Raw genomic sequence first — 18,557 nt, 5'->3', positions numbered from 1 at the left:
AACTGAAGCTGCCCTGCATCCGGACCCTCCGCAGGCATAGACCCCTGCCCATCGACTATGTATGGTTACATACATAATCCGACGGAAGGGTGCGGATGGCTGGTCCTCGTGAACGCATGATCGTGTCTGCCGCGCTGCTCATCCGCGAGCGGGGCGCCCACTCGACGGCCATCTCGGACGTACTCGCCCACAGCGGAGCGCCCCGCGGCTCGGCGTATCACCACTTCCCCGGCGGACGTACCGAATTGCTCTGCGAGGCAATCGATTTCGCCAGTGACCACATCGTGCGCCGGATCGCCGCGGCCGGTACCGCACTCGAGGCACTCGACGTCCTGGTCGACGGGTTCCGTACCCAACTCACCGAGACCGGGTTCCGGGCCGGTTGCCCGGTGGTGGCCGTCGCCGTCGAAGCGGACAACCCGCCCGTGGTCGAACGCGCCGCCGCGGCGTTCACCCGCTGGCTGGCCCAACTCGAAGAACAGTTGCAGGCCGACGGCGTGTCCGCCGAACAGGCCGCCGAGCTGGCCATGCTCGCCACCACGGCCATCGAAGGCGCCGTGCTGGTGGCCCGCACCACCGGCTCCCTCACCCCCTTGGACCTCGTGCATCGGCAGTTGCGCGCCCTCGTGACTGCCGCGACCGACACAGAACGGAAGGCGTCGTCATGACTGAAACCCAGGCCGGCTGGCAGTCCACCGCCTGCATCCTGTGCGAGTGCAACTGCGGCATCGTCGTCCAGCTCGACGGCCGCACACTGTCGAAAATCCGTGGCGACAAAGCACATCCGGCCTCCCAGGGCTACACCTGCAACAAGGCGCTGCGCCTGGACCACTATCAGAACAACCGCAGCCGTCTGACTTCGCCGATGCGCCGCCGGTCCGACGGCAGCTATGAGGAAATCGACTGGGACACCGCGATTTCCGAGATCGCCGCAGGCTTCTCGCGGATCCGCGACGAGTTCGGCGGCGACAAGATCTTCTACTACGGCGGCGGTGGTCAGGGCAATCACCTGGGCGGCGCGTACAGCGGCGCGTTCCTCAAGGCACTCGGCGCCCGGTACCGGTCAAATGCGTTGGCGCAGGAGAAGACCGGTGAGTTCTGGGTCGACGCGCAGCTCTACGGCGGACACACCCGCGGCGAGTTCGAGCACGCCGAGGTCTCGGTGTTCGTCGGCAAGAACCCGTGGATGTCGCAGAGCTTCCCGCGGGCGCGGACCGTGCTGCAGGAGATCGCCAAGGATCCGCAGCGGTCCATGATCGTCATCGATCCGGTGATCACCGACACCGCCAAGCTGGCCGACTTCCACCTGCGGGTGCGCCCCGGCACCGACGCCTGGTGCCTGTCGGCACTGGCCGCGGTCCTGGTCCAGGAAAACCTGTGCGACGAAGCGTTTCTCGCCGAACACGTCACGGGCGTCGAACCGGTCCGGGATGCCCTGCGCGCCGTCGACGTCGACGACTTCGCGCGGCGCTGCGGCGTCGACGCCGAGCTGTTGCGGGCGGCTGCCCGCCGGATTGCGGGCGCGGCAAGCGTTTCGGTGTTCGAGGACCTCGGCGTGCAGCAGGCGCCCAACAGCACCCTGTGTTCGTATCTGAACAAGATGCTGTGGATCCTGACCGGCAACTTCGCCAAACGCGGTGGGCAGCATCTGCATTCGTCGTTCGCGCCGTTGTTCGCCGCCGGCGGGGTCGGCCGCTCGCCGGTGACCGGCGCGCCCATCATCGCGGGGCTGTTGCCGTCCAATGTGGTGCCGCAGGAGATCCTGACCGACCACCCGGACCGCTTCCGCGCGATGATCGTCGAGAGCAGCAACCCCGCCCACTCGATCGCGGACTCGGCCGCGGTGCGCGAGGCGCTCGGTGCGCTGGAACTGCTGGTGGTCGTCGATGTCGCGATGACCGAGACGGCGCGGCTGGCGCACTACGTGCTGCCGGCGGCCAGCCAGTTCGAGAAGCCCGAGGCCACGTTCTTCAACCTCGAATTCCCGCACAACACGTTCCATCTGCGGCACCCGCTGATGACGCCGCTGCCCGGAACGCTGCCGGAACCCGAGATCTGGGCACGGCTGGTGCGGGCCCTCGGCGTCGTCGACGATGCCGAACTCGACCCGCTGCGCCGGGCCGCCCGCGAGGGCCTCGACGCCTACCTCGGGGCCTTCTTCGGCGCGGTCGGCGCCAACCCGTCGCTCGGCCGGGTACTGCCGTACGTGCTGTATGAAACCTTGGGCCCGACGCTGCCCGACGGCCTGGCCGGGGCTGCCGCGCTCTGGGGGCTGGCGCAGAAGGCCGCCATGACGTATCCCGACGCGGTCCGCCGCGCCGGACATGCCGACGGCAACGCACTGTTCACCGCGATCCTCGAGGGCCGCTCCGGGGTGACGTTCACCGTGCACGAGTACGAGGACGACTGGAGCCTGGTCAGCCACGAGGACCGTCACATCGCCTTCGCGATCCCTGAGCTGCTCGCCGAACTCGGAGCGCTGGCCTCCGATCGGCCGCCGCTGATCACCGACGAATACCCGATCGTGCTGTCGGCCGGGGAGCGCCGGGCCTTCACCGCCAACGACATCTTCCGCGACCCCGGCTGGCGCAAACGTGACGCCGACGGGGCGCTGCGGGTGAGCGTGGAAGATGCCGCGGCACTTGGTCTGGTCGACGGTGGGCGCGCCCGCATCACCACGGCCGCCGGTACCGCGGAGGCCTCGGTGGAGGTCACCGACGTGATGCTGCCCGGGCATGCCTCGCTGCCGAACGGTTTCGGGCTCGATTTCACCGACGCCGACGGCGAGCAGCGCGTGCCGGGTGTGGCCCCCAACGATCTGACGTCTGCCGATTGGCGTGACGAATTCGCGGGGACCCCGTGGCACAAGCATGTGCCCGCCCGCATCGAGGCGCTGACGGCCTGACTAGCGGGCCACGGGGTCGTTCGGCAGCAGGAGCCGGTCGATCGTTCCGACGCTCTCGGCCGAAAGTCCGTCCCGCATCACTGCGGCAAGGAACTGCGCCGCAACGGTTTTGACCTTGACGTGGGTCAGCTGGGAACGCCAGGTCAGGATGTCGAACGCGCGGTCGGCGTCGATTCCGTACGCCACCATGAGAACACCCTTTGCCTGTTCGATGGTGGCGCGGGAATCGACGACCTGCTTCATGGCCGAGGTCAGGTCCGCCTGCATACCGTCGGTGACATCCACGTAGTAGCCCTGCGTACCGATGATCTCGCCGGCTTCGTCGGTCATATGGTCGCCGACGACCACCATCCAGTGCGTCCTGCCCTCGGTGTCGATAATTCGGTGCCGACCGCTGAAGAGGCCCCCGGACCGTACTCGCTCCAGGATTTCGGCAACCCGCGCCCGGTCGTCGGGGTGCTTGTGGCTCAGCAGCAGCTCGGTCGTGGGCTCCACCTGTCCCGGCGCGTATCCGTGCATGCGCGCCACCTCTTCGGACCACACCCAGCGCTGATCGGCGACGAAGAACTTGAATCCACCGGCATTCGGCGAATCGCCACCAGCGAGTACCGCTGCGACTTCCCAGTGCTCGGACGCGACATCCGCGTCGGCGTCATCGGCCAGTGCATCAGACATCCGGACCCAATCGTTGATCTCTATGAGGGCTATGCCGTGCTGTGCTGACGGCTGGCTCGCACATCGTAGCTGCTATGTCAGCTCTCTGACATAGCAACGAACGCGTGTCCCGAGTTGTTCGCGACGAACGCGGGCACGTGGAGTAGTAACTTGCTCGAGTGGGGATGGAGGTTCGGATGAGCGAACTGCACCGCAACGCGGTGCTCGCAACGCTCGATGAGGACCGCCTCGATCGATTGATGCCGCACATCGAGGTCGACCACAGCCCCATCGGCCACGTCGCCCAACGGGCCGGAACGCCGCTGCGCCACATCCATTTCCCCCTCGACTCGGTGTATTCGGTGTTGGCCGAATCCGAGCACGGTGTCGGGATCGAAGTCGGCACCGTCGGCTCGGAGGGCCTGGTCGGCATCGCCGGCCACCTCGGTGCGCGCAACAGCCGCCAGACCGTCATCTGCTGGTGCGCCGGCGACACCGCCCACGTCCCGGTTGCCGAGTTTCTGGAGGCGGCGACAGCGGGCGGCCCCTGGCACGACGCGATCGATCGCTTCACCGACTACCTGCTCATCCAGATGGCGCAGAACGTGCTGTGCACCAGCCAGCACTCGGTCCGCGCGCGACTGGCCCGGTGGCTCCTGGCCGCACATGACCGATACGACTGCCAACAGTTCTCCAGCACCCAGGAAAGCCTCTCGCAGATGCTGGGCGTGCAGCGCCCGACCATCTCCGACACCGCGGCCCGGATGCAACGCGAAGGCCTGATCACCTATCGGCGGGGCAACATCGAGATCGTCGACCGGGTTGCGCTTCGACAGGTCGCGTGCGAGTGCTATCGAGTTGTCGACCGGGCGCTGACGGCCGTTCGTGACGCCGGCCAGACCGGCTAACCGGCAGGCGCGTCCGGCCCGGGTGCGGGTGCGACGACCGGAGCCTGCGGCCCGGCGGGCATGCCCGGTGGTGGCGTTGCATCGGCGTCCATCGGGCGCTGCGCGAGCAACACCAGGGCCTCCTTCGGGCTGATCTCGCGCTCCTGGACCGCCTGCCAGACGTCGCGCAGATAGGACAGCTGGTCGGTGTCCTGCGACCCTTCCGAGGTTGTCGTCGTGTACGGCGGCAAGTTCTCCGGGCTGGACAGGTGCGGGGTCGGGGCGGCATTTGCCACCGGGACGGGCTTGCCGACCGGAACCGGCTTGGGATCCACGGGCGGTGGCGGCGGATCGATCGGCGCGGCCGAGAGGTCGACCGGCGCCGTGTCGTCGGCCCACGCGGGCGCTGCCGACGCCGCTGACCCGATGGGCAGCAGCAACGCTGCGCAGGCCAAGCCTGCGGCGCGGATTTTGGCGCCGTCCAGAATCCTCATCTGTTGACCTCCCGTCCGTGTCAGGTAACCAATGGTGCTACAGGTGACTGCGGTATTGCTGGGGATTTGCGGTATCAATCTGGTGCGACCGTACGAATCCGGGATGTCGTCCAGTGCGTCCCGGAGTCGTTGCCATGCCGCTTTGCTACGACAAGTAGTGCGACGCCACCCGCCGAGCTTCGGCATTCACCCAGAATCTGGCCCAAAACTCTGCAGAACCTTGCATGCCAGAGCGCCACGCGGTACTAAATTGAAACACGTTGCAGAGTGAGGAGCGCCACATGTCGGCACCCAACATCCCGCCCGGATTCGACTTCACCGACCCCGATATCTACGCGCAGCGGTTGCCGGTGGCCGAGTTGGCCGAACTGCGGCATGTCGCACCGATCTGGTGGAACCAACAGCCCATGGGCAAAGGCGGCTTCGACGACGGTGGCTACTGGGTGGTGACGCGGCACAAGGACGTCAAGGAAGTCTCGCGACGCAGTGACGTGTTCTCCAGCCAGGTGAAGACAGCCATTCCCCGGTACCAGGACGGCACCGTCACCGAGCAGATCGAACGCGGCAAGTTCGTGCTGCTGAACATGGACGCACCGCACCACACCCACCTGCGCAAGATCATCTCGCGCATGTTCACCCCGCGGGCCATCGAGTTGTTGCGGGACGAACTGAGCCGGCGCGCACAACAGATCGTGCAGGAGGCCGCCACCAATGGCTACGGCGACTTCGTCGAGCAGGTGTCCTGCGAACTGCCGCTGCAGGCGATCGCCGGACTCATGGGCGTGCCGCAGGAAGACCGCAAGAAGCTGTTCCATTGGTCCAATCAGATGGTCGGCGACATGGACCCCGAATTCGCCGGCAACGACGCCATCACCGCCTCCGTCGAGCTGATCATGTACGGCATGGCCATGGCCGCCGACCGGGGCGCCAACCCACGCGACGACCTCGTGACCCGGCTGGTGCAGGCCGACGTCGAGGGCCACAAGTTGTCAGACGACGAGTTCGGATTCTTCGTCATCCTGCTGGCGGTGGCCGGCAACGAGACCACCCGCAACACCATCACCCAGGGCATGATGGCCTTCGCCGAACATCCGGACCAGTGGGAACTGTTCAAGCGGGAGCGTCCGGCCACGGCCGCCGACGAGATCGTCCGTTGGGCGACGCCGGTGACCTCATTCCAGCGCACCGCGACAGAGGACACCGAACTCAGCGGAGTGCCGATCAAGAAGGGCCAGCGGGTGGTGATGTTCTACCGGTCGGCCAACTTCGACGAAGAGGTGTTCGACGACCCGTACGCGTTCAACATCATGCGCGACCCCAACCCGCACGTCGGCTTCGGTGGCACGGGCGCCCACTACTGCATCGGAGCAAACCTGGCCCGGATGACCATCGACCTGATGTTCAACGCCATCGCCGACCACATGCCCGACCTGCGCCCGCTCAGCGAGCCGGAGCGGCTGCGGTCCGGCTGGCTGAACGGCATCAAGCACTGGCAGGTCGACTACACCGGCGCTCACGCGAAACCAGCTGTTGCGCAGTGACCTCGGGCCGCTCCGGGTAGTCAAGGAGCGACTGCCAATAATCGTCGGACAACTCCTGGCCGGAGCGCAGCACCATCGCCAGGCCGGTCGCCATCGCGATGCCCAGCAGGCCGAGCCACAGCCCGATGACGGAGATGACCACCCATAGCACCGCGGTGAGCGTCGGCCATGGCGATACCAGTGCCAGCACCGGAGCGAAGAAGAAACCGGTACCGACGTACCAGGCCGAGCCGGTCTTGTCGGCCGCCATGACCACCCGCAACCAGATCGGCGGGAACTGGGTCGACGGTGCGGTTGCATGGTTCGTGCTCACAATTCGAGACTGTCCGCACCAGGTAATTGCCGCAATTACCTGTCAGGTAGTCGCCACAGAGACGTGCACCCGCAACACTTGAGCCCATGACCGTCACCACGCCACAACCGTTCGGGTCGCTGATGCGGCAGTGGCGTCAGCGCCGCCGGATCAGTCAACTCGACTTGGCGATCGAGGCCGACGTGTCAGCGCGTCATGTCAGTTTCATCGAGACCGGCCGTTCGACACCGAGCCGGGCCATGGTGCTCAAACTCGGCAGTGTGCTGAACGTCCCTGCGCGAGAACAGAATCGGATGCTGCTGGCCGCGGGCCACGCGCCCGTGTACGCAGAACGGCCGCTCGACGATCCGGAGATGAGCGCGGTGCGCACCGGGATCGACCGCGTCCTCGCCGCCTACGAACCGTTCCCCTGCCTGGCCGTCGACCACCTCTGGAACATCGTCGCCGCCAACGCCGGCATCGGGGTGTTGCTCCAGGACGTCGCACCCGAGTTGCTGGGATCGCCCAACGCCCTGCGCATTTCGTTGCATCCCGACGGGCTGGCGCCGCGGATCCGCAATCTCGGACAGTGGCGCCACCACGTGATCGGCCGGCTGCGCCGGGAGGTGGCGACCAGCGCGTCAGCCGAGCTTCACGAACTCCTCACCGAGATCGAGGCCTACCCCGGCGGGGACGTCGAGGAGTCCGATCTCGGCCGCGTCGCGGTGCCGCTGGAAATCGACGGCCCGGACGGCCGGGTGTTGACCTTCATCAGCACCGTCACCACCTTCGGCACGGCGCTGGACCTGACCGCGGCGGAGCTCAGCATCGAGGCGTTCCTGCCCGCCGACGAGGTGACGGCGCAGGCGCTACGGGCTACGAGTTGATGATGATCGGGTCGCCGATCCGCACCTGGTTGTAGTACCAGGACGCATTGTCCGGGCTGAGGTTGATGCAACCGTGGCTCACATTCGAATTGCCTTGCTGCGCAACGGACCACGGCGCGCTGTGGACGTACACACCACCTGAGGTGACCCGCACCGCGTAGTAGACCGTCAGCTTGTAGCCCTCGGGATCACTCAGCGGAATGCCGATGGTCCGTGAGTCCATCACCACGGGGTTCTCTTTGGACATCGCCGTGAACGAGCCGACGGGCGTCGGGTGCTTGGGTTTGCCCATGGATGCCGGCATGGTCTTGACCACCTGGCCGTCGATGCTCACCGTGAAGGTGTGCGCGCTGATGCTCGCCACGCCCATGGTTGCCGCCGCGGTTTCGAAATCCTGTTTGAACCCGCCCACCGACACCTTGATGGACGAATGCGCGGGCCAGTAGGTGGTCGGTGTGAACTCCACCTTGTTGTCCGCCAGCCAGGCGAAGGTACCGGCGGGCGCCTTCGTCATCTTCGGCGACGAGAACTCGATGGTGCGCTCAGCGCGCGCCCGGTCGACGACCGGCTGGCTGAAGGTCACGGTGACCGGCATCCCGACGCCGACCGGCGCACCGGCGCCCGGCGTGATGGTCGCGACCGGCAGTGACTCGGGCAACGCGGCGGCAGCAACACCCACGGGACCGCTCAGCATCATCACCGCAGAAGCAGCGACGGCCAGCGCATGACGCACAGATTTGGGCAAGGGGTCCATCCTCAGGTCCGAGATACGTTCACTACATATCGTAGTTCGACGTCGGCGTTACTTTCGTTAGCCGCACTCGGGCTCACTGCGGCGGCGCGGCGGGCTCCGCCTGCGGCGCGGCATCGGCGGGTGCCGGAACCGGTGGAGCGGGAGCCTCGGCGGGCACCGCGACGGCGACGGAGTTCGACGGAATCTCGGCAGGCGGGATGTCCGTGGCCGCGGGCAGCGCCTCAGGCGCCGGAATGCCCTCCGGTGGTGCGGTGGGCACCGTTTCGACGACCGGAGCCGCCTGCGGCTCGACGATGGGCGCATCGGACAGCGGCGCCTCGACCGGCACGGCTACCTCGGCGGACGGCTCGGCGGCGGGCGCCACGTGGACCGGCGGCGGGGCCGGCGCCACCGACTGTTCGGCAGCCGCGGGACGCGGCGACTTGGTGACGGATGCCGTGCCATGTCCGGGCAGGAATTGCAGCGTGACGGCCATCGACACCGATGCCACGAAGGCCGTCGACCCGACCGCCAGCATGGTCAGCGGTAGCGCGGGCGAGCTCGACGCCTGCTGCCACCGGGACGAACTGTGCGAGCGATGCCGAGCGGCCGGTGCCACCGGTGCGGCCGCAGGACGCGCGAACTGGTCCTCGAACGCGTCGAAGGTGGGGTCCCAGCCATAGTCCTGGCCCGCCCACTCATCGGGCCGGGGCACGTCGCCGAAGTAGTACGGCTCGGACAGGCCCGTATCACCCGAACGGACCGACACCAGCGCCGCGCCGCGGGCCAGAGCCAAATCCGCTTCCTCCGGCGTGAACACCGGCACCGACAGTGCGTCCTGCAGTCCCGGCAGGATGGCCTCGAAGTTGCCGGCGGACCCGATGACCACCAGCGCCTCCGGCTGCCAGTCCGCCCGGGTGAACACGGCGCTGAGCCAGCTGGTGAGGCCCGCTCGGGAGCCGATGGAGTGGTTGACGGCGGTGTGGACGGCGCCGCTGGCCGCATGCACGATCATGGTGATCGCGAATTCCGGTTCGATGGTGCACACCGCGGTGGTGCCGCACCCCAGCGCGTCGGCGATGCCACGCGCCACGGCCTCGTTCGCCTCCGGGAAGCGGACCGGAATGACGTTGTCGAAGCCGGACTCCGACAGAGACTGCATCAGCATGGACGCTTCCGCGTCGGCGTCGTCGCTCCAGGTCAGGCCGATCGACTTGAGGCGCAGCCCGCGCGTGGCCGCCAGGGCCTCGCTGCGCAGCACGGCGGCAGTGGCATCTGCGGAGTTGATGATCTCGACGGCGTCGTGGTCCATGGTGAAACCGTCGACGTCATTGCCCTCGACCAGGACGAGGCCCATGGACGACGGAGTCATAGCCAAACCGAGCACCGCGTCCACGCAAACAACCCCTTCAGAACCGCATCGCGGCGTTCCACGACCGGAGACGACGCGCGCTCGGGCGCGCGGAAACAATCCGGATTCGTGGTGAGATAAGCCACCTTTGACCGCTGACCTTACCCGTTACCTGGGCCACAGCGCATCCGCACCGAGGGTCACCGACCTGCACTGATTTGCCAGGACCCCACCGTCCTGTGTTCAAACCGTTATCAACATTTGCCGCCAGCGCCGCACCCGGTCGGCGTGGCAGAGTGGGTTATGACCGAACAGTGGATAAAAGGATGCGCAGTGCAGCGGATCTCCTTCCGCGACGGACTGGTGCTGGACATGGAGGACTACAACGAGCTCGTCATCTCGGCACCGCTGGCCCTGACTCTGCCGGCCACCGAGACCGACCCGCAGGAAGTGGTCGCGATCAATCCGGCCGACGTGCGCAAGCAGGAGCGGCCGTTGTTCGACTTCGCCGGACAGAAGTGCACGCACGCCGAATGGGACGACGACAACGGCAGCCTCCACCTGGCGTTCGCCGATGGACATCGGATCGATGTGCCCACCGACCAGGAACACACCTCGTGGGAGTTGTACGGCAAGCACCACGGCTATGCCGCGTGCCTGCCACACGGGCAGGTACGCGTGGTCCGGCACGACCTGCCGGACGACCAGGCCGTCAACAGCTGACCGCGCCCGACCTCACCCGAAGGTGTAGTCCTCCGGGTCGGCAGTACGCGTCCAGGTCCAGTAGTCGACCAGGCGCCATGGACTGAGCGTGTAGATGTCGCCGTCGGCGTTCTTGTAGAACGAGTGCCGGATGGACGGTTGCGACCACACCATGGTGCGCATCTCGGCCTGACTGCGTTGCACCCAGTCGTCCAGACGTTCCTGGCGCGGCTCCATCCAGCGGCCGTGGCCGGCCAGCAGCAGGTCCAGACATTCTGAGATGTAACGCATCTGGCATTCCGAATGGAAGATCAGGCTGCCGCCGCTGGCCAGGTTGGTGCCGGGGCCGTACATGCAGAAGAAGTTCGGGAAACCGGGGACGGTGATGCCGAGATAGGCGGTCGGGCGTTCACCCCACTGCTCGGCCAGGACCCGACCGTCGCGGCCGACGATGGTCATGGGCCAGAGCACCTTCCCGGCGTGAAACCCGGTGGCGTACACGATCACATCGGCAGGATGCCGCGCGCCATCGTCTGTCACGACCGCGTCGCGTTCGATGCGCGCGATGGGTGTCCGGATCAGCTCGACGTGGTCCTGCGTCAGGGTTCGGAGCCAGCTGCCGTTGTCCTGCAATGTGCGTTTGCCGGTCGCCGGGTAGTCCGGGATGACCTTGGCCAGCAGGTCCGGGTTGTCGCCGATCTGGCCTTTGATCCACTCGGTGAACATGATTCGGGTGACATCGTTGATCTCGCTCACCGCGCGTTGCTGGTCCGGATAGTCCGGGTCGACGCGAGCGGCCGCCAGGCCCTTGTCGCAGCCGGGCCAGAACAGCAGGAACCGATACCAGCGGCCGTAGAACGGCAGGTGCTTCAGTGCCCACTTGACGCCGTCGCCCACCTTGGCGTGGTAATTGGGATTGGGGAACATCCACTGCGCGGTTCGCTGAAAGATGCTGAGCGAAGCGACCTTTCCCGAGATCGACGGTGCGATCTGGAAGCCGCTGGCGCCGGCGCCGACCATCGCGACGTGCTTGCCGGTGAGGTCGACATCGTGATCCCACTCGGCCGAATGGAACGACGGGCCATCGAAGTCGGAACGCCCCGAAATGGGCGGCAGATAAGGGCGATTGAGTTGCCCGACGGCACTGATGACCGCACGCGCAGACACCGTTTCGGTGGTGCCGTCCGGTCCGCGGACGGCAACCTGCCACGTCGCGGTCGTCTCGTCCCACGTCGCTCCGGTGACCTCGGTCTCGAAGCGGACGTGTGGGCGGATGCCGTACTTGTCGAGGATGCGTTCGAAATAGGCCTGCAGCTCGGGTTGCTCGGCGAAGAACTGCGTCCAGTGATCGCTGGGTTCAAAGCTGTAGCAGTAGAAGTGATTTCCGACGTCGACCCGCGCCCCGGGATAACTATTGTGCCACCACGTGCCGCCGACGGCGCCGCCGCGTTCGATGATGGTGAACGGAATTCCGGCCTCTTTCAAGCGGATTCCGGCAAGCAGCCCGGATTCACCGCAGCCGATGACGAGCACCGGGAACTCGGCCGCCGAGTCGGCATCTCGCCCGGCCGCGCCACCGCGGACATCTTTCCCGTCGAGCTCCATCTCCTCGAGCACCATCGGCACGTACTCGTCGGGCACCGGCTCGCAGACCAGCCACTCCATCATCTCCTTGAGCAACTCCGCGCCGATGGGCTCGGGCTCGGGGCACCCGCGGTCGCGGTAGTCCGCGATCACCTTCAGCGCCACGGTGCGTACCGCCGCCTTGTCGTCCTCGGACATGTAACCCTGCACCTCGTTGAGGAACAGTCCGGCGGGGCGAAGTGCACCGCGGATGAGTTCGGGATCACCGGACATGTGCACCAGCGACAGCATCAATGTGGGGATGCTGACGTCCATCAGAGCACGGGCGATTTCCTCGTCGGAGGTCGTAAACGGTTGTCCTGCATGTGGGTTACGCACCACAAGGAACTATCACGTTCCGCGGATTCTTCGCAGCCGATTCTGCCGCGGTACTCGCCGACGGGGCCTTACGCTCGAAAGATGGCCATCGCGTTACTCGAGAACGGCGCACCGCCGGCGGACCTCGCACTGTCCGACATCGACCTCGGTTCGATCAAGTTCTGGGGCCGGCGCGACCCGTTCCGCGACGGTGCATTCGCGACCCTGCGGCGCGAAGCACCCATCTCCTTCCACGCCGAACTGGCTCAGGACGGGTTCGAACCGGGCCCCGGTCACTGGGCACTGACGCGCTACGACGACGTGTTCTTCGCCAGCCGCCACCCACACATCTTCAGCTCCGCGGCAGGTATCACCATTCCCGAGCAGACGCCCGAATTGAGCGAGTATTTCGGTTCGATGATCGTGATGGACGATCCGCGGCATACGCGGTTGCGCAACATCGTGCGCAGCGCATTCACCCCCAAAGTGGTGGCGCGGACGGAAGAGTCGGTGCGCAACCGGGCCCGGAGCCTGGTGGAATCGATGATCGAACGCCACCCCGACGGCCACGGCGACATCGTGGCCGACCTGGCCGGTCCCCTGCCGCTGCAGATCATCTGCGACATGATGGGCATTCCTGAGCAGGACCACGAACGAATCTTCCACTGGACCAACATCATTCTCGGCTTCGGCGATCCCGACCTGACCACCGATTACGAGGAGTTCTTCCGCTGTGCCATGGACATCGGCGCCTATGCCACCGCCCTGGCCGACGATCGCCGCGTCAACCCGCATGACGATCTGACCACAGCCCTGGTCCAGGCCGAGGTCGACGGCGAGCGGCTCTCGTCGAGCGAGGTGGCGTCGTTCTTCATCCTGCTGGTCGTCGCGGGCAACGAGACCACGCGTAATGCCATCAGCCACGGGGTACTGACCCTCAGCCGGTTCCCCGAACAGCGCGACCAGTGGTGGGCCGATTACGACGCGGTGGCCCCCACCGCCGTCGAGGAGATCATCCGCTGGGCCTCCCCCGTGGTGTACATGCGCCGCACGTTGACGCAGGACTTCGAGCTCAGCGGTGTGAAAATGCAAGCCGGAGAGAAAGTTACGTTGTGGTACGGCTCGGCCAACCGCGACGAGGCGAAGTTCGACCGGCCCTGGATGTTCGACGTCCACCGGAACCCCAATCCGCACCTCGGCTTCGGCGGTGGCGGCGCGCACTTCTGCCTCGGCGCGAACCTGGCCCGCCGGGAGATCGCTGTGGCGTTCGAGGAGATTCACCGCCGGGTGCCCGACCTCACGGCAACCGACGAACCCGACCGGCTGTGGTCGCAGTTCATCCACGGCATCAAGCGGCTGCCGGTCAGTTGGACACCGCCTCGCTGAGGCGCTATTGAACGATCAACACGCCGACCATGCCCGGGTGGTACACGCAGTAGAACGGGTACCGGCCCGGTGTGGTGGGCGCGGAGAAGGTCGCCCGCGCATTGCCGCCGACTTTGACGTCGAACTGGCCCTTGACCTTTGACGTCACGGTGTGGGCAACGTCGTCGCTGTTCACGACGGTGATCTGGGCACCGGGTGGCACCGTGAGCGGGTCGCCGAAGTTCAGCGCGGTGATGGTGATGGCCGGCCCGTCGACCGGGCCTTGGGCGGTCGACGGGTGGCTCGACGGCACGCTGTTCGGTGCCGGTGGGGTCTGCGTGCACCCGGCAGTGGTCCCGACGGCGAGTGCCACGAGCAGTGCGGCGCCACGCATCGCCGTCATGCCAGGTACCTCTCGAGCCACGACTGCGTCTGCTGCCAGGCGTCGGCGGCCGCGGTGCCGTTGTACCGCGGGCCGGTGTCGTTGAAGAAGGCGTGATCGGCGTCGGGCTCGACGACGATCTGGTGAACCAGGCCGGCCCGCTGCAGCGCAGCCGCGGCGGCGTCCTTGGTGGACGTCACGCGCTCGTCCTTGGCGCCGTAAAAGGCCAGCACCGCAGCCTGTTTCGAGCCGGCGAAATCATGCGGGTCCGGCAGCGGCCCGTAGAACGGCAACGCCGCGGCCAGCCTCGGCTCGCCGGCGGCCAGCAATTGCCACGTGAGCCCACCGCCGAAGCAGAACCCGATCACCGCGAGCTTGACCCCGGGGGCCCGGCGCTCCAGTTCGTCGAGCCCGGACCGCAGATCGGCGATGAACTGGTCGGGCGCGATCTTGCCGAGTGCCGCGGTGGCCGCGGCAGGGTCTGCGAATGCGGCGGTGCCGCCCTGCGCCGACAGCAGGTCGATGCCCAGCGCCGAGTATCCGGTGCCGCCGAAGCGGCCGACGACGGACCGCACCCAGTCGTTCAGTCCCTTGTTCTCGTGGATCACCAGCACCGCGCCGCGCGGCCGGTCGGCCGCGGCCCACGAACCCTGCAACCTGCCGTCGTCCCAGGTGATGGGCGCGGGCTGCACGGCGTTCTCCATGCCGGGCGGCGGCCCGGGCGCGATGGCGGCCTTGCTCGAGGTGGTCGATGTGGCGGCCGTCGGTCCGCGACTTTCGCCGCAGGCGGCGATCAGCGCGGCCGCGGCAGTGGTGCCCACGCCCAGGAGTGCCAGCCGGCGGAGGGCTTCGCGACGGGACAGCAACCCGTCGACGTGGTCGGTGGCGATTTCCTCGGCGATGTACCGCTGCAAGGGGGTCATCCCAGTCAGTATCCGCCCTGATCCTGAGCGCGATGCCAGGTTTCCCCAGGATGAGTAGACATTTTTTCGAAAGTGTTCACTTTTTCATTGACATGGGCCTGACCGGCACGGTTCTATAGTTAGGTGACCTCTGCAACAGCGTTCGACACGCTCATCCGTAACGGTCGTTGGTTCGACGGAACCGGCGCGCCTTCTGCCGTCCGGGACATCGGAATCCGCGACGGACACGTCGTCGCGATCGGCGAGAACCTGGATGACACCGGATGCCCGAACGTCGTCGACGCCACCGGCAAGTGGGTGACCCCCGGCCTGCTGGACATCCACACGCACTACGACGTCGAGGTGCTGGCCGGCCCCGGCCTCGGCGAGTCGCTGCGGCACGGCGTGACCACCGTGATGCTCGGCTCGTGCTCTCTGTCGACCGTGCACGTCGGCGGCGAGGATGCCGGCGATCTGTTCGGACGCGTCGAGGCCATCCCGCGCGATCACGTCATCGCCGCCGTCGACGAGAACAAGACCTGGGACACCGCAGAGGGTTACGTCAACGCACTCGAGGACCGTCCCCTGGGCCCGAACGTGGCCGCGTTCATCGGGCACTCCGACATGCGCACCGCCGTCATGGGGCTGGACCGGGCCACCCGCAAGGATGTCCGGCCCACACGCGGCGAGCAGGCCGAGATGGAACAGATGCTGGCGGCGGCACTGCAGGCCGGCTTCGTCGGATTGTCCTCGCAGCAACTGCTTTTCGACAAGATCGACGGCGACACCTGCCGGTCCCGCACGCTGCCGTCCACGTACGCCAAGGCGCGTGAACTGCGCCGGCTCAAGACGCAGCTGCGGCGCTCCGGCCGCATTCTGCAGTCGGGCCCGGACCTGCAGAACCCGCTGAACCTGGTGTCGCAGTTGGCCCAGTCGCTCGGCCTGTTCCGCGAGAACCTCAAGACCAGCCTGCTGTCGGCCGCCGACATCAAGGCCAACCCCTATGCCATCACCATCATGGGCCCGGTGGCCCGGCTGGTGAACAAGCTCGGCGGCAACTTCCGGTGGCAGCACCTGCCGGTCCCGTTCGAGGTGTACGCCGACGGCATCGACTTGGTGGTGTTCGAGGAATTCGGTTCCGGCGCAGCGGCTCTGCACCTGCGCGACGAGGTCGAGCGCAACGAATTGATGCGCAACGACGAGTACCGGCGCCGGTTCCGCAAGGACTATGAGAACAAGTTCGGCGTGCGCGTCTGGCACCGCGACTTCTTCGACGCTGAAATCGTCGGCTGCCCCGACGCATCGCTGGTCGGCAAGACCTTCGGCCAGGCCGGAGTCGAGCGCGGGCTGCATCCGGTCGACGCCTTCCTGGACCTGGTGCTCGAATACGGCCGCGACCTCCGCTGGCGCACAACGATTTCCAACCACCGCCCCGAGGTGCTGAAGAAGCTGGCCCGTGATCCCGGCATCCAGCTGGGCTTCTCCGACGCCGGCGCACACCTGCGGAACATGGCGTTCTACAACATGGGCCTGCGCCTGCTGCGCCACGTGCGCGATGCCGAGCGTGCCGGCACCCCGTTCCTGACCGTCGAGCAGGCCGTGCACCGGCTGACCGGTGAACTCGCCGACTGGTACCGCCTCGATGCCGGCCACCTGCGGGTCGGTGACCGGGCCGACCTCGTCGTCATCGACCCTGAGCGCCTGGACGATTCCCTCGATGCCTACGCCGAAGACCCCGTCGAGCAGTACGGCGGATTGTCCCGCATGGTCAACCGTAACGACGCCACCGTCCCCGCGGTGTTCGTCGGCGGCCGCCAGGTCGTCCGCGACGGCGTGCCGACCGAGCTGGTCGGCACCACCCGCACCGGCCGCTTCCTGCGGTTCGCCCGCCAGACCCCAGCCCTGCCCGTCGCCAAGGAAGGTGAATTCGCCAGTGTCGGTTGAGGATACGATCCGCGGATTATGGAAGGCGCTGTCGGCGCGGGACTGGGACCGGCTGAAGGAGTTCGTGTCCGACGACTGCATCTACCTCGACATGCCGGTCGGCCCGGCTGCGGCCGCCCGCGGACCTGAGGACATCGTCAAGCGCCTGAAGATCGGCCTGGAACCGCTGGCCTCGTACGAGAACTTCGACGGCCTGCTGCTGACCGACGGCGCCGACGCGATGAACGAGCACCACGAGGAATGGCATTGGGAGACCGGCGAATCCGCGGTGCTCAAGTTCGTCACCGTGCACCGTGTCGAGAACGGCAAGGTGACGTTGTGGAAGGACTACTGGGACATGAGCGGGCTGACGAACTTCGCCCCGCCGTCCTGGCTGGAGAATTTCGCGACGGCCGACATGTCGTGGATTTTCGACGCGACAGGCCTGGTGTAGTAATTCAGAGGGTGATCTTGCAGGCCTGGCCGATGTCCAGGGTGCGCAGCATCCGGCCCATACCGAGCCACATCGCGCAGGACAGCGCCAGGTCTGTCAGCAGTTCGTCGCTGAAATGCTCTGCGGCACGGGCCCAGAAGTCCTCGTCGTCGCGCAGACCGGTGTGGTCGGTGGCGAAGCGGTAGGCGAACTCGGCTGCGATGCGCTCCTGCTCGGAGTAACCGGGCCAGGTCTGCCAGACGCCCGCGTGGTTGTAGAGATCCTCGTCGACGCCGGCAGCCGGACCGGCCGAGTCACGGGTGTTCTGGCACGTCACGCATTCGTTGTCGAGGGCGATCACCGTGCGGGCGAGTTCGCGGACGCGTAACGGCAAGCGCCCCTTGGTGTAGACGGCGTGCGTGAAACCGGCCATGGCCGTACCGATATCGGGCGACTTGAGCACCCACTCGGTCACGTCGTCGTCGCTGGAATCTCCGATTCGGCTCATTTTTCGCACGCTACGCCAAAACTGAAACAAGTTCTAGTTTATTGGCGGACGAGTTCTTCGGACCCTCCAGGGCACCGGTTAGGACGGCGGGCGCGACACACACTGTGCCGCGTAGAGCTGCTCACCGAGCTTGTCCATCAGCTCCAGCTGGGTTTCCAGATAGTCGATGTGGCCTTCCTCGTCGGCAAGGATGGCCTCGAAGATGTTGGCGCTGGTGGCATCGCCCTTCTCGCGGCACATGATGATGCCGGGCTTCAGACGCGTCACCACCTCGTACTCGATGGCCAGGTCGGCCTCGAACTGCTCGCGCAGTGTCTGGCCGACACGCAGCGAGAACAACCGCTGGTAATTGGGGAGGCCGTCCAGCAGCAGTATGCGATCGGTGAGGGTTTCCGCGTGGTGCATTTCCTCGATCGACTCTTCACGAGTGTGCTTGGCCAACTCGGTGAAGCCCCAATTGTCCTGCATTTTTGAATGCAGAAAGTACTGGTTTATTGCCGTCAGCTCGCTGGTCAATTGCTCGTTGAGCAGTTTGAGGATTTCGGGGTCGCCTTGCATTTCGGCTCCTTAAACACCATCGGGGGCTGGTCAAGTGTCACTGGCGCGGAACAACAACGTGCCTGCCTCAAACGTAGTGCAGCGGCCTCGCGCGGGGGA

General features: G+C 66.6%; 19 protein-coding genes. 9 read left to right on the top strand and 10 right to left on the bottom strand.

Annotated features, from left to right (window positions below):
• Positions 1 to 95: 95 nt before the first annotated feature.
• Together EB75_RS12970 and EB75_RS12965 are read left to right on the top strand one after the other, a co-directional pair.
• Complete coding sequence (locus tag EB75_RS12970; protein ID WP_073695870.1) at positions 96 to 668, top strand: TetR/AcrR family transcriptional regulator; 573 nt, start codon at positions 96 to 98, stop codon at positions 666 to 668.
• Positions 665 to 2,905: a molybdopterin-dependent oxidoreductase gene (locus tag EB75_RS12965; protein WP_073695787.1), complete on the top strand. Its 2,241-nt coding sequence runs from the start codon at positions 665 to 667 to the stop codon at positions 2,903 to 2,905. The genes EB75_RS12970 and EB75_RS12965 overlap by 4 nt, the downstream gene beginning before the upstream one ends.
• On the opposite strand, the gene EB75_RS12960 is transcribed toward EB75_RS12965, so the two are convergent.
• Positions 2,906 to 3,580, bottom strand: a complete 675-nt coding sequence (locus tag EB75_RS12960) for a PAS and ANTAR domain-containing protein (RefSeq protein WP_083612219.1) — start codon at positions 3,578 to 3,580, stop codon at positions 2,906 to 2,908.
• A gap of 176 nt (positions 3,581 to 3,756) precedes the next feature.
• On the opposite strand from EB75_RS12960, the gene EB75_RS12955 reads away from it, so the two are divergent.
• Entirely contained in the window at positions 3,757 to 4,467 is a 711-nt protein-coding gene (locus tag EB75_RS12955; RefSeq protein WP_073695786.1) for a Crp/Fnr family transcriptional regulator, read from the top strand.
• Here EB75_RS12955 and EB75_RS12950 read toward each other — a convergent pair.
• A complete protein-coding gene (locus EB75_RS12950) occupies positions 4,464 to 4,940 on the bottom strand; it encodes a hypothetical protein (protein WP_073695785.1) in 477 nt (158 codons plus the stop codon). The genes EB75_RS12955 and EB75_RS12950 overlap by 4 nt on opposite strands.
• A gap of 281 nt (positions 4,941 to 5,221) precedes the next feature.
• On the opposite strand from EB75_RS12950, the gene EB75_RS12945 reads away from it, so the two are divergent.
• Complete coding sequence (locus EB75_RS12945) at positions 5,222 to 6,481, top strand: cytochrome P450 (protein ID WP_073695784.1); 1,260 nt, start codon at positions 5,222 to 5,224, stop codon at positions 6,479 to 6,481.
• Here the strand turns inward: EB75_RS12945 and EB75_RS12940 are convergent.
• A complete protein-coding gene (locus EB75_RS12940) occupies positions 6,423 to 6,731 on the bottom strand; it encodes a hypothetical protein (protein WP_073695868.1) in 309 nt (102 codons plus the stop codon). The genes EB75_RS12945 and EB75_RS12940 overlap by 59 nt on opposite strands.
• A gap of 149 nt (positions 6,732 to 6,880) precedes the next feature.
• On the opposite strand from EB75_RS12940, the gene EB75_RS12935 reads away from it, so the two are divergent.
• Complete coding sequence (locus EB75_RS12935; protein ID WP_073695783.1) at positions 6,881 to 7,660, top strand: helix-turn-helix domain-containing protein; 780 nt, start codon at positions 6,881 to 6,883, stop codon at positions 7,658 to 7,660.
• On the opposite strand, the gene EB75_RS12930 is transcribed toward EB75_RS12935, so the two are convergent.
• Both EB75_RS12930 and EB75_RS12925 read right to left on the bottom strand, forming a co-directional pair.
• Complete coding sequence (locus EB75_RS12930) at positions 7,650 to 8,414, bottom strand: L,D-transpeptidase family protein (RefSeq protein WP_073695782.1); 765 nt, start codon at positions 8,412 to 8,414, stop codon at positions 7,650 to 7,652. The genes EB75_RS12935 and EB75_RS12930 overlap by 11 nt on opposite strands.
• 73 nt (positions 8,415 to 8,487) lie before the next feature.
• The gene (locus EB75_RS12925; protein WP_502689369.1) at positions 8,488 to 9,780 is read right to left on the bottom strand and encodes a DUF7159 family protein; all 1,293 of its coding nucleotides are present in this window, start codon (positions 9,778 to 9,780) and stop codon (positions 8,488 to 8,490) included.
• A 252-nt stretch (positions 9,781 to 10,032) separates the two neighbouring features.
• On the opposite strand from EB75_RS12925, the gene EB75_RS12920 reads away from it, so the two are divergent.
• Positions 10,033 to 10,467: a DUF6188 family protein gene (locus tag EB75_RS12920; RefSeq protein ID WP_083612216.1), complete on the top strand. Its 435-nt coding sequence runs from the start codon at positions 10,033 to 10,035 to the stop codon at positions 10,465 to 10,467.
• Between the two features lie 12 nt (positions 10,468 to 10,479).
• Here the strand turns inward: EB75_RS12920 and EB75_RS12915 are convergent, their stop codons facing one another.
• A complete protein-coding gene (locus EB75_RS12915) occupies positions 10,480 to 12,408 on the bottom strand; it encodes a flavin-containing monooxygenase (protein ID WP_073695867.1) in 1,929 nt (642 codons plus the stop codon).
• Between the two features lie 81 nt (positions 12,409 to 12,489).
• Between EB75_RS12915 and EB75_RS12910 the strand changes: the two genes are divergently transcribed.
• Positions 12,490 to 13,773: a cytochrome P450 gene (locus tag EB75_RS12910; RefSeq protein WP_073695779.1), complete on the top strand. Its 1,284-nt coding sequence runs from the start codon at positions 12,490 to 12,492 to the stop codon at positions 13,771 to 13,773.
• Positions 13,774 to 13,777: 4 nt separating this feature from the next.
• Here the strand turns inward: EB75_RS12910 and EB75_RS12905 are convergent, their stop codons facing one another.
• Together EB75_RS12905 and EB75_RS12900 are read right to left on the bottom strand one after the other, a co-directional pair.
• Positions 13,778 to 14,155, bottom strand: a complete 378-nt coding sequence (locus EB75_RS12905) for a cupredoxin domain-containing protein (RefSeq protein ID WP_073695778.1) — start codon at positions 14,153 to 14,155, stop codon at positions 13,778 to 13,780.
• The gene (locus EB75_RS12900) at positions 14,152 to 15,057 is read right to left on the bottom strand and encodes a dienelactone hydrolase family protein (RefSeq protein WP_073695777.1); all 906 of its coding nucleotides are present in this window, start codon (positions 15,055 to 15,057) and stop codon (positions 14,152 to 14,154) included. The genes EB75_RS12905 and EB75_RS12900 overlap by 4 nt, the downstream gene beginning before the upstream one ends.
• A gap of 123 nt (positions 15,058 to 15,180) precedes the next feature.
• On the opposite strand from EB75_RS12900, the gene EB75_RS12895 reads away from it, so the two are divergent.
• Both EB75_RS12895 and EB75_RS12890 read left to right on the top strand, forming a co-directional pair.
• The gene (locus EB75_RS12895) at positions 15,181 to 16,980 is read left to right on the top strand and encodes an N-acyl-D-amino-acid deacylase family protein (RefSeq protein ID WP_073695776.1); all 1,800 of its coding nucleotides are present in this window, start codon (positions 15,181 to 15,183) and stop codon (positions 16,978 to 16,980) included.
• Positions 16,970 to 17,413, top strand: coding sequence for a nuclear transport factor 2 family protein (locus EB75_RS12890; protein ID WP_073695775.1), 444 nt, complete (start codon positions 16,970 to 16,972; stop codon positions 17,411 to 17,413). The genes EB75_RS12895 and EB75_RS12890 overlap by 11 nt, the downstream gene beginning before the upstream one ends.
• Before the next feature lie 4 nt (positions 17,414 to 17,417).
• Here the strand turns inward: EB75_RS12890 and EB75_RS12885 are convergent, their stop codons facing one another.
• Together EB75_RS12885 and bfr are read right to left on the bottom strand one after the other, a co-directional pair.
• Entirely contained in the window at positions 17,418 to 17,900 is a 483-nt protein-coding gene (locus tag EB75_RS12885) for a carboxymuconolactone decarboxylase family protein (protein WP_073695774.1), read from the bottom strand.
• Positions 17,901 to 17,978: 78 nt separating this feature from the next.
• Positions 17,979 to 18,458, bottom strand: a complete 480-nt coding sequence (gene bfr / locus EB75_RS12880; protein WP_073695773.1) for a bacterioferritin — start codon at positions 18,456 to 18,458, stop codon at positions 17,979 to 17,981.
• Between the last annotated feature and the right edge of the window lie 99 nt (positions 18,459 to 18,557).

The organism is Mycobacterium sp. ST-F2 (assembly GCF_001905655.1).
Classification (GTDB): Bacteria; Actinomycetota; Actinomycetes; order Mycobacteriales; family Mycobacteriaceae; genus Mycobacterium.
This window is presented reverse-complemented; position numbering and strand designations above follow the sequence as displayed.

Excerpts from the sequence above, each read along its gene's own strand:
- EB75_RS12970 (WP_073695870.1), top strand. The coding sequence starts at position 96 with ATGGCTGGTCCTCGTGAACGCATGATCGTGTCTGCCGCGCTGCTCATC.
- EB75_RS12965 (WP_073695787.1), top strand. The coding sequence starts at position 665 with ATGACTGAAACCCAGGCCGGCTGGCAGTCCACCGCCTGCATCCTGTGC.
- EB75_RS12960 (WP_083612219.1), bottom strand. The coding sequence starts at position 3,580 with ATGTCTGATGCACTGGCCGATGACGCCGACGCGGATGTCGCGTCCGAG.
- EB75_RS12955 (WP_073695786.1), top strand. The coding sequence starts at position 3,757 with ATGAGCGAACTGCACCGCAACGCGGTGCTCGCAACGCTCGATGAGGAC.
- EB75_RS12950 (WP_073695785.1), bottom strand. The coding sequence starts at position 4,940 with ATGAGGATTCTGGACGGCGCCAAAATCCGCGCCGCAGGCTTGGCCTGC.
- EB75_RS12945 (WP_073695784.1), top strand. The coding sequence starts at position 5,222 with ATGTCGGCACCCAACATCCCGCCCGGATTCGACTTCACCGACCCCGAT.
- EB75_RS12940 (WP_073695868.1), bottom strand. The coding sequence starts at position 6,731 with ATGGCGGCCGACAAGACCGGCTCGGCCTGGTACGTCGGTACCGGTTTC.
- EB75_RS12935 (WP_073695783.1), top strand. The coding sequence starts at position 6,881 with ATGACCGTCACCACGCCACAACCGTTCGGGTCGCTGATGCGGCAGTGG.
- EB75_RS12930 (WP_073695782.1), bottom strand. The coding sequence starts at position 8,414 with ATGGACCCCTTGCCCAAATCTGTGCGTCATGCGCTGGCCGTCGCTGCT.
- EB75_RS12910 (WP_073695779.1), top strand. The coding sequence starts at position 12,490 with ATGGCCATCGCGTTACTCGAGAACGGCGCACCGCCGGCGGACCTCGCA.
- EB75_RS12905 (WP_073695778.1), bottom strand. The coding sequence starts at position 14,155 with ATGACGGCGATGCGTGGCGCCGCACTGCTCGTGGCACTCGCCGTCGGG.
- EB75_RS12900 (WP_073695777.1), bottom strand. The coding sequence starts at position 15,057 with ATGACCCCCTTGCAGCGGTACATCGCCGAGGAAATCGCCACCGACCAC.
- EB75_RS12885 (WP_073695774.1), bottom strand. The coding sequence starts at position 17,900 with ATGAGCCGAATCGGAGATTCCAGCGACGACGACGTGACCGAGTGGGTG.
- bfr (WP_073695773.1), bottom strand. The coding sequence starts at position 18,458 with ATGCAAGGCGACCCCGAAATCCTCAAACTGCTCAACGAGCAATTGACC.